At 68.2% G+C, this 12940-nt stretch carries 11 protein-coding genes; 5 read left to right on the top strand and 6 right to left on the bottom strand.

Annotation, left to right across the window (positions count from 1 at the left end; all coding sequences use genetic code 11):
• The first annotated feature begins 52 nt into the window (after positions 1-52).
• Both FHS47_RS19950 and lanKC read left to right on the top strand, forming a co-directional pair.
• Complete coding sequence (locus tag FHS47_RS19950; protein WP_282097579.1) at positions 53-187, top strand: hypothetical protein; 135 nt, start codon at positions 53-55, stop codon at positions 185-187.
• Between the two features lie 68 nt (positions 188-255).
• Positions 256-2931: a class III lanthionine synthetase LanKC gene (lanKC, locus tag FHS47_RS14275; RefSeq protein WP_167029202.1), complete on the top strand. Its 2676-nt coding sequence runs from the start codon at positions 256-258 to the stop codon at positions 2929-2931.
• Here the strand turns inward: lanKC and FHS47_RS14270 are convergent.
• The 5 genes from FHS47_RS14270 to FHS47_RS14250 form a co-directional block, all read right to left on the bottom strand.
• Positions 2926-5232, bottom strand: coding sequence for a TonB-dependent receptor (locus FHS47_RS14270; protein WP_167029198.1), 2307 nt, complete (start codon positions 5230-5232; stop codon positions 2926-2928). The genes lanKC and FHS47_RS14270 overlap by 6 nt on opposite strands.
• 43 nt (positions 5233-5275) lie before the next feature.
• On the bottom strand, positions 5276-5626 hold the full coding sequence (locus FHS47_RS14265; protein ID WP_167029195.1) for a DUF2946 family protein: 351 nt from the start codon (positions 5624-5626) through the stop codon (positions 5276-5278).
• Positions 5627-5759: 133 nt separating this feature from the next.
• The gene (locus tag FHS47_RS14260; RefSeq protein WP_167029192.1) at positions 5760-7352 is read right to left on the bottom strand and encodes an MFS transporter; all 1593 of its coding nucleotides are present in this window, start codon (positions 7350-7352) and stop codon (positions 5760-5762) included.
• The gene (locus FHS47_RS14255) at positions 7349-8776 is read right to left on the bottom strand and encodes an efflux transporter outer membrane subunit (protein ID WP_167029189.1); all 1428 of its coding nucleotides are present in this window, start codon (positions 8774-8776) and stop codon (positions 7349-7351) included. Before FHS47_RS14255 ends, FHS47_RS14260 begins: the two co-directional genes overlap by 4 nt.
• Complete coding sequence (locus FHS47_RS14250; protein WP_167029186.1) at positions 8773-9765, bottom strand: HlyD family secretion protein; 993 nt, start codon at positions 9763-9765, stop codon at positions 8773-8775. The genes FHS47_RS14255 and FHS47_RS14250 overlap by 4 nt, the downstream gene beginning before the upstream one ends.
• 148 nt (positions 9766-9913) lie before the next feature.
• Here FHS47_RS14250 and modA point away from each other — a divergent pair, with 148 nt between their 5' ends.
• Genes modA through FHS47_RS14235 form a run of 3 tightly spaced genes read left to right on the top strand, consistent with a single transcriptional unit; the run spans position 9914 to position 12032 of the window.
• Entirely contained in the window at positions 9914-10660 is a 747-nt protein-coding gene (modA, locus tag FHS47_RS14245) for a molybdate ABC transporter substrate-binding protein (protein WP_167029183.1), read from the top strand.
• A gap of 5 nt (positions 10661-10665) precedes the next feature.
• On the top strand, positions 10666-11340 hold the full coding sequence (modB, locus tag FHS47_RS14240; RefSeq protein WP_167029180.1) for a molybdate ABC transporter permease subunit: 675 nt from the start codon (positions 10666-10668) through the stop codon (positions 11338-11340).
• Entirely contained in the window at positions 11337-12032 is a 696-nt protein-coding gene (locus tag FHS47_RS14235; protein ID WP_167029177.1) for an ATP-binding cassette domain-containing protein, read from the top strand. The genes modB and FHS47_RS14235 overlap by 4 nt, the downstream gene beginning before the upstream one ends.
• A 79-nt stretch (positions 12033-12111) precedes the next feature.
• On the opposite strand, the gene FHS47_RS14230 is transcribed toward FHS47_RS14235, so the two are convergent.
• Positions 12112-12906, bottom strand: coding sequence for a TOBE domain-containing protein (locus FHS47_RS14230; protein WP_167029174.1), 795 nt, complete (start codon positions 12904-12906; stop codon positions 12112-12114).
• Between the last annotated feature and the right edge of the window lie 34 nt (positions 12907-12940).

Here is a 12940-nt window from a genome sequence, read left to right as displayed (position 1 = left end):
CCTAGATTCGCGCGGCGCAAAGGGTGCGCACGAATCGATCACAGAGGACGACATGAACCGGATCCTGGAACTGCAACTCCTGCAAGTCGACACCGCGACGCAGAACGAGACGAACGAAACCAACTACAGCACCTGCAGCCATAGTGCCTGCTCGACGGCGAACGGTGACGGATTCGAGGATCTCTGAGGCACGGGGCGGTGTCGGGAGAGCGCCGCCCCAACCGCAGGGCAAGGACTTTCGGGGGAGCGCGCAGAATGGAGCGGTACACGGAACTGTTGCAATACACCGCGGTCGATCGGGAATTCTTCGAACCCTACGGCAATCGCGAGATCGATCTCGCCGACTTCGCCAAGCCTGTGCAGAGCATCCTTCCCGCCACGTGGACGATGCGGCGATCGGGCATATGGATGTACTGTCAACCGCCCGGGGTCGATCTACCTGACCAGGGCTGGAAAATACACGTCTCCAGCGTGGCATCCACCGCACGCATCGTGCTGTCGATTGCCGCGGCGACGCTCGCGGCCTCGCACACCGCCTTCAAGTTCGCCGCCGACGCGCGCATGCTCGCGGCGATCAACGGAAAGCGCTGGCCGCGCGGTGGATCGGGGAAGTTCATCACCGTGTATCCGGTCAACGTGGAAGACTTCCGCCGCATCATCGACGACCTGCACGTGGCGCTGTCAGGCTACGTTGGGCCTTACGTCCTCAGCGACCGACGCTATCGCGATTCGCGCGTGCTCTATTACCGCTATGGCGGTATCGCGGGCCCATATCGCACTACCGCCGACGGCCGGCGTGAGTATGTGCTGCGCTCGCCCGATGGAAGTCTCGAACCAGACGAGCGCAAGCCACACTTCCACCTTCCCACCTGGCTGCGCGATCCGTTTCCCGAGGAAGACGCCGACCCGAGGGGGCAGCGCGCTCACCTCGGCGGTGGTCGCTTCCGCATTCGCCAGGCGATTTCCTTTTCCTCCGCCGGCGGCATCTACCTCGGTGACGATCTCGACGCGGGCCGCCGCGTGATCATCAAGGAAGCACGCCCTTACATAGGCGGCGGCGATACATCCGTGGCGACGCTGCGCAAGGAATTTCGCCTGTTGCGCCGTCTGGCGCCGCACGGTGTCGCCCCCTTGCCTGTGGCGCACTTCCGGGACTGGGAGCACAGTTATCTCGTCGAGGAATACATCGAGGGCGACACGCTCCGCCACTGGCTGGCGCGGCGGTACCCGTGGCTGAAAACGCGAACGACGCGCGATGACGTACGCCGTTACCTCGGGGAAGTCGTCGCCGTTTTCACGCGGTTCGCCGAAGCGCTCCAGCTGGCGCACGGTGCAGGCGTTTCGCTGGGCGACCTTTCGTTCCACAACTGCATCGTCACGCCACAAGGGAACCTTCGCCTGATCGACCTGGAGACGGCGGTCGAGGAGGGCCTGGATCTTCCGGTGGACGTGCGTACGCCTGGCTTCGCCTCGCCGCGGCCCCTGCGCGATCATCCCGACGGCGCACGCGCCGAAGATGCCTACGCTTTCGGCGCCAACCTGCTGGCCGCAGTCATGCCGATGAACGCCATGCTTTCTCTGGATCATCAGGCAGCGGAACGTTTCGTGTGCCGACTGAGCGAAGACCTCGGCTATCCGCACGAACTCGGCGCCATCATTGCGTCGCTGCTGGATACCGAGGCCACGAGGCGCACCTCGCCGGTGGCGGCGATGGAGCGCCTGCGTGCCGCACTCGACGCCTCATCGACGGCCCGCCCCACGGTGAGCCATGCGCCGCCGCCGGACCCTGCGGACGCCCTTTTTGCCTACATCGACGCGATGGCGAAACAGGCGCGACCGGATCGCTATGTACCCGCGGGGCCGGAAGTGTTTCAGACCCACCCCTGGGGCGTGGCGCACGGCGCGGCGGGCGTGCTGCACGCCTACCTGCGCGCCGGCCGGAAGGCGCCGGCAGGACTTCTGGCGTTCATTACCGATGGCGCACGGCGGAGGCGCGACCGCGGTACGAGTCTCATGCACGGCGACGCAGGCATCGCATGGGTGTTGTTCGACGCGGGTGAGGGCGAGCTGGCCGCGGATCTGCTGCGCGACCGGATGCCGGACACCACCCTTTGCGTGCGTGCCGGATTGCACGACGGTCTGGCCGGGTGGGGTCTTGCACGGATCAAGGCATGGCGCGAGACGGCGGAAGAAGGCTTTCTCGCCGCCGCCGCCGAAGCGGGCGAGGCGCTGCTCCGGAAAGCGGTGCCCGGTGACGGTTCCTTGTGCTGGCCAGCGGGCGACGTGCAGCCGGTCGGTCTTGGTCATGGGGCCGCAGGGGTTGCGCTCTTCCTTCTCCACCTGCACGTGGCCACGGGCGACGAGCGCTTCATGCGTGCCGCCGACGCCGCGCTGTCGTTCGATCTTGCCCAGTGTGGCAGCAATCCCGATGGCGATCCCACGTGGCCGAAGCAGGTCGGCGGCGCCACGATGTTCCCCTATCTCCGGCACGGTACGGCAGGCATCGTCGCGGTGGCGGCGCGCTTCCATGCCTGCACCGGCGATGCGCGGTACCGTCATGCCGTGCGCGGCGCCGAAGCCGATCTGATGCGCCGGCATGCGATTTCACCGGGCCTGTTCGAAGGCCTTGCGGGCATTGGCGAAACGCTGCTGGATCTTGCGGGGATGTTTCCGGATAGCGCTTCCGGCTATCTGGCAGCCGCGTGTCATATCGCACGCGGCATCGAGCCGTTCCTCGTCCCCCGACACGAAGGGCTTGCCGTGCCAGGCGTTGAACTTCTTCGCCTGAGTTGCGATTTCGCCACCGGCAATGCGGGCGTGGGTGCCTTTTTTGATCGTCTCCATCGCGGTGGCTCTGCGTCCTTCATGCTCGACGAGCACCTGTCGCTCGCCGCGTGGAAACCGGTGGCTGGCGTGGTGGTGAGCTCATAGATGAAACTTGACCTCGACCAGCCAGGTTCGCGAAGGGTACGGGTAATACACGTAGTAGCGCCGGTTGGTGAGGTTATCCACGCCTGCGCCTAGGTCCACGTGGTCGTTCGCTTTCCAGGTCACCTTGGCGTCGAAGGTCAGGAAGTCGCTTGCGCCACCGAATGTGTCGGGGTTCACGTCGCTGTGGTCGAGGGTGTTGTACTGCCGCCCCGAGTATCGCCCCGCCAGAGTGAGCGCGAGGCGTTCAGTGGCGCGCCAGGTGGCTACCAGGTTCGCCCGCCAGCGCGGGATGCGATAGAACTGCTTGCCTTCGGAGGCGGGGTTGCGGCGATTGCGCACCGTGGTCGCCTGCGTATAGGCCGCGTTCGCCGTGAGGTCGAAACCCTGCCACAGCACGTCGCGCGCGTCGTAGCTGGCTTCGGCGCCGCGGGTGCGCACCAGCCCCACGTTCTGCACGTTGGTGACGTTGGGAAACACGGTGGTGTCGGTCTGGCTGAAGAGGGTGTTCCTCGTGTCGCTGCGGAACACGCTGAACCGTGCCACGCCGTTCTCGCGATACCACTCCGCCGACAACTCGCGCGACAGGTCGTTCTCCGGTTTCAGGTTCGGATCGTTGTTCACGAGGGCGATGCCGTTGAACGTGCCCTGGAACAATTCGTTGACGGTGGGGAAGCGGTAGGCACGGGCCGCGGACAGGCGCAACAGCACGGCGTCGCTGGCCGACCACGCCAGCGAGGCTTTCGGCGAGGTGTGCGACTCCTTGCGCTCCGGGTAGCCGATGCGCGCCGTTGCCGTCGAACGCGTGCCACCGAAGGCACGCCACTGCTCGTAGCGTGCACCCACGGTGAGTCGCCAACGCTCCGCCAGCTGCCATGCATCCTGCAGGTAGACGGCCTGGGTTTGCGTGCTGCCGCCGTTCGCTGCCGTGAGCGCACCGGCGTCGTCGTTGCGCCACGCATCCAGCATGTAACTGGCGTTTACCAGCCGATATCCATCGTAGTGGTAGCCGAAACTCACGGTGTGCGTGTTCGCTCCCGCTTCCGTCGGCGTGTGGCTGGCGCGCAGGTCGAACGTACGCCAGCGGCTGCCGTCGCCGGCAGTGAGCAGGCCCGCGTCGTCGTAGGTCACCGCGGAGGCGACACGATCGCGGTTCCGGTCCATGTCGAAGTACGACAGGTTGCCCTCGACGTTCCAGCCCGAGTCCTTATGCGTACCCAGCGAAAGGCCATAGAGGTAGTTGCGGCTTTGCCGCGTGCTCGGTGCGAAATAGTTCGCGGGCAGCGTGTATTGCCTGCCGTCGATCGTGACGGGGCCCGACCACACGGGCTGTCCCTGCGCGTCGCGCAGGAATGTTTCGGTACGGTGCGACAGATCCTGTTTCCAGTAGCCCGCCGTGAATGCGCCGGTGAGTTCGGGGGTGACGTCGTAGGTGAGGCGCACATGCGCTTCGTCCTGGCGGGTCGCTTCCTGTCCCTCGCTGTTGATGCCGACCACCTGCCGGGGCAAACCGTTGGCACCGGTATCGGCGATCGCGCCTGTTACGGGGCGGGCAAGACCCGGGCGCGCCGAGGTGGCCTGCGTGGCGTATACCAGCGGTTGGCCGTTCGCCTGCAGGTGCGACACGCCGACGAGGAAGGCGAAGCGGCCCGAGCGGTTGCCGATGGTGGCCGCCTGGCGGCTGCCGCCGAAGTCGCGGTCCACGCCGTATGTATCGACGTGCTGGGTAAAGGCCTGGGCCTCGGCGGTGACTTCGAGCCTGTCGGGCATGCGCGTGGTCATGAGCACGGTGGCGCCGATGGCGTTGCCTGGGTAGAGCGCGGAATAGGCGCCGTACATCACGTCGACGCGCGCGAGGTTCCCCGGAAACGCCATGGACCAGCGCGGCGGGTTCGCCCAGTTGTTGCCGAGGAGGTTGGAGAGGAGCAGGCCGTCGAGGTAGACGAGTCCACGCGCGCTCTGCTGGTTGCTGGTGCCCCGTACGGAAAACGTCGCGTTCTCGTCGCCGATGAAACGCTTCCGGATGCCGAAGGCGGGCAGGTACCTCAGGGCGTCCTCGGTATTGACGATGTTGAGGTGGTCGAGCTTCGCTGCGCTGACGGTTTCCACCGCAGCCGGCATGTCGGGGTCGGCGCTGCTGGCGGCGTGCGTTGCCGAAACGCGTACCTCGCGTAATGTGGTGGCACGCTGGGGATCGCTGGCCGGGTTATCGGGCTCGGCGGCATGCGCGGCGAGCGAGGTGGCGCCCATGGCACAGGCGATGGCGCGCGCAAGCGCGCGCCCATGGAGGGAAGGCAAGAGCATGACAAAGGTCCATTGTCGTTGGCGTGGGTCGGGATCGGGTCGATCAGACGCGCGTGGACGGCGGACCTCGGGCGGGAGCATGGACAAGACGGATGGATGGCGCGGTGCGCCTTGCCGGCGTGGTGCCGGGCATGTGTTTCAGCGGCGCGAGCGCATGGCCGACGAAGACGCCGCCCGCCATCGCGGGCTGCTGCGCGAAGAGCGTGCAATAACCGCAGGCGTCGCAGTCGCCATCGTTCCGCGGCGCTTCCGGCATGGATGCGTGATCCATGTCGTGGTGGTGCATGCCGGCCATGGGCGCGGACGCATGCGCATGCGCGGGCATCGCCATCGTGCCGAGGGCGCGCGACGTGGTGGGGGCGAGCACGATGAGCCAGGTGGCGACGAGCGCCATCCAGTTCCACCATGATGTTCGCGCCGGGCCTCGTCGCACCGGAATCACCCTCGTTCAACCCTGGACATGGGTCCAGGGATCATCGCACGCCCCCCTGTGAACCCCATGCGACATGGTGTCGCTGCGCCGTGGCCTACCAGGGGCGGGGTGGCACCGCTGGAGGCGGCGTGCCGATGGCCGGCGCCTCACGCAGGCACAGCACGAGACACACGCCGAGCAGACCCACGACGGCCGCAAGCAGGAAGCCATCCAGTGCGGAAAGCGTGTATGCCTGCGCGCGCACCGCGGCGGCCAGCAGCCCGACGCCGCGTTCCTCGGCTCCGCCGGCGCCCTGGGTGAGAGGGCCCATGGCCTTTGCATAGTTCGCGATCCGCTCCATGGTGAGGGGATCGCCGTTGGCCACGTGCTGGCCGATCAGGTACGAATGCCACTGTTCCGCCTTGCGCGTGAACAGGATCAGCACCGACGTGCCCAACTGCCCGCCGAACAGCCTCGCCGTCTGGATGATCGCGCCGAACGTGATGCCATCGGCGGGGCCGAGATGGTGGCCGAAGAAGTAGATCACCGCCGTGAGTTCGAGCGTTTCGCCCATCGCCTGGAGGAGCAGGGCCACGCTGAAGTTCGATTCCACCCACTGCGAGGTGATGCCGGTCGCCAGCAGGAAGCCGGCGGTAGCGATGGCGAGCCCCGTGCCGATGGCGAAGCGAGGCTCGATGCGGCCGAGCATCCAGGCCACGGTGGGGGCGATCACGAACTGGGGCAGGGCCACCCATAGCAGCGCGTTGCCCACCTCGAGCGGACGCAGGCCGCGTACCTGGATGAGGTAATTGGCGACCAGTGAGTTGCTGGCCGTCACGAGAAAGCGCGTCACCAGCACCAGCACGATGAGAACCATGACGTTGCGCCGGATGAGTAGCGCGAAATCGAGGCTCGGCGTGTCCAGGCTGGCTTCGTGTAACAGGAAGAGGCCCAGCGCGACGACCCCGAGCGCGAGCAGGGTGACCACGAGTGTCGACGAGAACCAGTCCAGCCGGTCGCCCTGGTCGAGCGCGACGAAAACGAGCGTGAAGCCGGCGGCGCCGAGCAGCATGCCGCGGAAGTCGCCATGGCGGAGGTAATCGTGGTCGATGGGCAGGCGGCGCAGGCCGAACCAGTAGAGGACGAACAGCGGGCCGGCCACGACGGTGTTCTGCCAGAAGATCCAGTCCCAGGTCACGTGCTCCACGTACCAGCCTTCCAGCGAGGAGGCCACGTTCAACCCGAGGATGATGTTCATGGCATACGCCGCGAGGCCCCACGGCCACAGCGAGCGCGGCAGGCTGGTCAGGATGAACGCTGCCGTCAGCGGAATGAACGTTCCGGAGCCGAGCCCCGCCATCACCTGAAGCAGCAGGAATGTGCGCAAGTCCGGCGCCAGGGGCAGCAGGAACTCGGCCACGCCGTAGACCACGCAACCGACGAGAAGCACCCGGCGCGGCGTGAAGGCGCGTCCCAGGAAGATGGCCAGCGGGCCGATCATCATCTGCGCGGCTGAAAACGCGGTCGGAATCCACGCGCCTTCGTCGAAGCCCGCCCCGATCGCGCCGCGCACGTCGGCGAGGCCGATGGACGTCAGGCGGGAGGTGAGTGTCGTGGCCACCGCCCCCACCAGCACGGCCGCAATACCGAGCCACGGCAGGGGCGCCGGCTGTGCCGGCGCAGCAACGGCGTCGGCGGTGGCACTCATCGTGGCGCTCCGGCGGACGCCACCGGCTGACGGGGTATGGCATCGCCTTCCTGCCACCCACCGCCAAGGGCCTTGATCAGCGCCACCGTGGCAAGCAGGCGCTGCTGGTCGTTCTGAATGGCGGCGCGGCGGCTCGCCAGTGCCTGACGTTCCGAATCGACCACTTCGAAGTAACCCGCCAGGCCGCGGTCGTAGCGCGAACGCGAAACCTTTGCCGCGGAGGCAGCCGCATCCACGGTCGCGGCCAGCGCCTCGCCCTGCTCGCGCAGCCAGCGCGCATCGCTGAGGGCATCCTGCACTTCCCGGAACGCGACGATGCCGCCTTGCCGCCAGTTCGCCAGGGCGCCGCGGTATGCCGCTTCGGCCGCCTGCAGGTTGGCGCGGTTGCGGCCGCCGTCGAAGATCGGCAGGCGGACGACCGGGCCGATCGACCATGCGCGGCTGTCGCGACCGGTAAGGTCCCCAAGACTGTCGCTGGCAACGCCGCCAGCCGCGGTCAAGCGCACCTGGGGGAAGAAAGCGGCCCGCGCCACGCCAATCCGGGCACTGGCCGCCGCGAGCGCGCGCTCGTCCGCGGCGACGTCGGGGCGCCGTTCGAGCAAACTGGACGGCAGGCCAGCCGGTACGTCGGGCAGCACGGGCGTCCATTCGCGCGCGGCCAGCGTGAAGTCCGGCGCATTGCGACCTTCGAGTACCGCGAGCGCGTGCTCGAGGTTGTCCCGGCGGCGCCGGGCATCGGCGAGATCGGCGCGCGTCTGCGCGAGGTCGGCGCGGGCGCGCAGTACGTCCAGATCGCCGACCACGCCGGCATGCGCGCGTCGCTCCGCCAGCCGAAGCGCGTCGTCGCGCAGGCTTACCGTGCGCACCAGCACCTCGATGTCGCGGTCGCTGCTGCGTAGCGAGACATACGTGGAGGTCGCGGTCGCAGCGAGGCTGAGGCGGACGGCGGCAACGGTATCCGCGCTGCCTTGCACGTCGGCGCCCGCGGCTTCGACGCTTCGTCGCACGCGCCCCCACAGGTCCACTTCATAGGCGACGTCGACGGGTACGCGCCACAGCGTGGTTTCCAGTTCGGGGAGGCGGTTGTCCACGGTGCCCGACGTGCGCGCACGCGCATAGGCCGGATCCAGCGAAACATCCGGGAACTCATCGGCACGTGCCACGCCGAGCAGGGCACGGATGCGGTCATGCCGCGCAAGCGCGGCGGCGAGGTCCTGGTTGGCGGCGAGCGCCGCTTCGACATGGCGATCCAGCTCCTCGTCGCCGAACAGGGTCCACCAGCGGTCCGGCAGCGGGGCGCCCGGCGCGGATGCCTCGCGCCACGCGCCGGGCGCTGCGCTGTCGGGCCGACGGTAGTCTGGCCCGACGACGCAACCGGCGAGGGCGGCGACGAGTAGACACGGCAAGGCGGCGCGTAGCGTCATGGCGCGTCGTTCCCGCCGGCGCGGATCCGCACCACCGTGGACAGGCCCGGTGCCAGCCGTTCGCGGTAGCGGCGCAGATCATCGGCTGCGAAGAGGATCTTCACCGGCACGCGTTGCACTACCTTTGTGAAATTGCCCGTGGCGTTGTCGGGGGGAAGCAGGGCGAATTGCGAACCCGATGCCGGCGAAATGCTGTCCACCCGGCCTGCGAAGCGTATGCCGGGCAGGGCGTCGACGGTCATGTTCGCGACGGTGCCGGGGCGAATGCCCACCAGTTGGGTTTCCTTGAAGTTCGCCACGACCCACACGTCGTCCGCCACGATGGAGAGCAGCGTCTGGCCGGCATTCACGCGCGCGCCGACCTCGACGGTGCGGTGGCCGACATAACCGCTCACTGGCGCGATCACCTTGGTGTAGCCGTACGCCAGCTGTGCGTCGTGCAGCGCGGCTTCCCCCGTCGCCACCTGGGCCTGTGCCGATTCCCGCGCAGCCATGGCGGCCACCTTGCGCGCGGCGGCGCTCGCACGGTTGGCCACCGCGGAATCTGCCGCCGCTTTCGCCGCGTCGTATTCCTGCCGGGAGATGCCACGCGGGGTTTCATTCACCAGCTCCCCCGCACGGCGCAAGTCCAGCGTCGTCTTCCTCACCGATGCGTCGGCGGCGACGATGGCGGCGGAGGCTTCCGCCACCTGCGCCTCCGCGCTGGCAACCTGGCCCTTCGCCCGAGCGATTTCGGCGCGAGCCTGCTCCACGCGTACGTCGAAGTCGCGGGTGTCGAGTTCGAGCAGCACCTCGCCTGCCCGCACGTGCTGGTTGTCGTCCACATGCAGCGTCAGCACGGTGCCGGTGACGCGTGGTGCAACCGGGTGGATGCGGCCGGTCACATAGGCATCGGTGGTGGTTTCGGTGCGGTCCAGCCAGAAGAAAAGGAAAACGGCGAACGTGCCGAGCACGAGCACCCCCCCGACGATGCGCAGCGCGTGTTTCATGCAGAGCTTTCCTGGCGACAGCCCGTCACGCTGCCACCATGGCGCCGCGTTAGCTTGGCGATTCCTGTGTCACGGCGCGGCGGTTTTCACGTTGACCGGTCGCTATATAGGTTCCTATATTGCGATCCTTCCACTCGGGAACCGGCCCATGCGCCTCCGCCCCTTCGTCGCGCTGATCCTGCTCGCCGGGTCGCCGCTGGCCGGCGCCGCCGATCTCGTCGTATCGGCGGCCGCCAGCCTGACCGACGCCTTTCGCGCCACCGCCCAGGCCTACGAGACGGCCCATCCCGGCACGCACGTAGTGCTGAACTTCGCGGCATCGGACGTGCTGCTCCGCCAGATCGTCAATGGCGCACCGGCTGACGTCTTCGCCTCGGCCGATCAGGCGGCGATGGACAAGGCCGTGGCCGCGAAAGCCGTGGAGCCGGCTTCCCGTATCAATTTCGCCCGCAACCGGCTGCTGCTGGTCGTCCCGATGCCCCCGCGTGCGGCCGTCACGTCGCTCGCGTCCCTCGCCGAAAGCGGGGTGAAGCGCGTGGCCTACGGCGACCCGGCCTCGGTGCCGGCGGGCCGCTACGCGAAGGCCGCGCTGGAAGCGTCGGGCCTGTGGGAGGCCGTGTCCGCCAAGGGCGTACTGGCGCAGAACGTACGCCAGGCGCTGGATTACGTCGCACGGGGCGAGGTCGATGCGGGTCTGGTGTTCGCCACGGACGCGGCGATGATGCCCGACCGCGTGCAGGTGGTGGCCACCGTGCCCACCACCGCCCCGGTGACCTATCCCATGGCCGTCGTGGCCGGCTCGAAGCAGGCTGCGGAAGCCGCATCGTTCATCGCTTTCGTCAGATCGGACCCGGGCCGGCGGATCCTGGCCCGCTACGGTTTCGGGGCGCCCTGACGATCATGGACCCACTCTGGGTTCCGCTCGCACTCACGCTCAAGGTGGCCTTGTGGGCGACCGCGATCAATCTGGTGCTCGGCGTCGCCGTGGCTTTCGGGCTCTCGCGCTGGCGCTCGCACATGCGCGAGGTGGTGGACTCGGTGCTCACCCTTCCGCTGGTGCTGCCGCCGACCGTGCTGGGCTACTACCTGCTGGTGCTACTGGGCCGGCGCGGCACCTTCGGCGCGTGGCTCGATCGTCTTGGCATCGAGCTCGTGTTCACCTGGCAGGGTGCGGTCATCGCGTCGACGCTGGTTGCCTTTCCGCTGGTGCAGAAGGCCGCGCGGGCCGCGTTCGAAGCGGTGGACCCGCAACTGGAGGACGCAGCACGCGTGCTCGGGTTGGGCCGCGCGGCGACCTTCTTCCGGGTGTCGCTTCCCCTCGCGAGCCGCGGGATCACCGCGGGAGCCCTGCTTGCGTTCGCGCGGGCGATGGGCGAGTTCGGCGCGACGCTGATGATCGCGGGCAACCTGCCGGGCCGCACGCAGACACTTTCCGTGGCGATCTACGCCGCTGTGCAGGCCGGAGACGATCGTTCCGCGGGCGTCATAGTGGCGGTCACCTCGATCGTGTGTGTCGTGGCGCTGCTGCTGGCCGGCTGGCTGGCGCCCGATCACTTGCGGAAAACGCGGCCATGAGCGTCGACGTATCGATCCGCAAGGTGCTGCGCTCGGGAGACCGCCATTTCGAGCTGGACGTGACCTTCGCGTCGAGCCACCGGCGGATCGTGCTCTTCGGCCATTCCGGCGCGGGTAAGAGCCAGACGCTGCGCGCCATGGCGGGGCTGCTGACGCCGGACGCGGGGCATGTACGCGTCGACGGCGCCACCTTGTTCGACGCATCGGCGGGGGTGAACCTTCCGCCGCGCGAGCGCGGCGTCGGGTATGTCTTTCAGGACTACGCCCTGTTCCCGCACCTCACCGTGGCGCAGAACATCGGCTTCGCGCTGGAGCGCGGCTGGCTCAATCCTCGCCGCCGGGCGCGCGGCGAGCGGGTGCGCCGGTGGATCGACATGTTCGAACTCGGTCCGGTCGCGGAGAGCCACCCGTCGCGCATCTCCGGTGGGCAGCGGCAGCGTGTCGCGCTGGCGCGCGCGCTCGTGGCGGAACCGCGGCTCGTGCTGCTCGACGAACCCTTCGCCGCCCTCGATCCCGCGCTGCGCGCGCGCATGCGCAGCGAGTTGCGCGCGTTGCAGGCACGCCTGGACCTGCAGATGCTGGTGATCACGCACGACCCGGCGGACGTGGAAGCGCTGGACGGGCACACCATCGAACTGCGCGACGGGCGGGTTGTGACAGCGCCTCCTATCCGGCTGCAGGAGCCGCTATAGCGGCGAGGGGAGTGCGACCATTTCGCACGCGTTCTCGCCGCCATGGCGGCTCCTACAGCGTTACGGAACGCCCGTCAGCTCAGTCGGTCACTCCCAGAATCACCGACGATGCGTCGAAGATCGCGACGACGCGTTTTCCCTCGGCGAGTTCCAGCGTGTGCAGGCTCTCCATGGTGACGATGGCGGCGATGTTGCCGCCGCCGTCGAGGGCGATGCTCACCTCGCCGTTCACGGCGCCGGGTAACACATGCGACACCGTGCCCGGCAAGCGGTTCGAAGCGGACAGGCGCAACCCGTCGCCGGGTAGTCCGACCATCACCCAGCTCGCTTTCACCAATGCGACCACGGCGCGGCCCGGAACAAGGCCGAGACTCGCCGCGCTCTCGCGCGTCACCGTGGCGACGAGGCAGGCGTCGCCGGGCAGACGGATCTCGATGGTGTCGTTCACGACGCCCTCGACCACACGCGCCACGGTGCCGGCCAGCTGGTTGCGTGCACTCGTGCGCATCGTGAAACTCCTCAACATGTGGAGATCGTCGGCAGCGTTATCGCCCAATGCCGCGAGACGGTCGACGAAGCGGCGGTGTTCGGTTTCGATGCGGCGAAACGATTCGATCAGGCGTTCGGCACGCGGCGTCAGCCGGGCACCACCGCCGCCACGGCCGCCGGCGGAACGCACGACCAGCGGTTCGCCGGCGAGGTTGTTCATGGTGTCCACCGCATCCCAGGCGCCCTTGTAACTCATGCCCACGGCCTTGGCGGCGGCCGTGATGGAGCCGGTGGCGGCGATCTGCGCCAGCAGTTCCACGCGGTCGATGCCGCCCCAGCGGCGGGCGCCATCGGTCAGCCAGAGCGAGCCTTCGTAATGGAGCATCGTCTTCCCCCCAGGGGTCCCTAGGCCACCGTGG

The sequence above is a fragment of the Luteibacter sp. SG786 genome (assembly GCF_011759605.1).
Classification (GTDB): Bacteria; Pseudomonadota; Gammaproteobacteria; order Xanthomonadales; family Rhodanobacteraceae; genus Luteibacter.
Note: the sequence above shows the minus strand (reverse complement) of the source record. Positions and strands in the feature narration are given on the sequence as shown.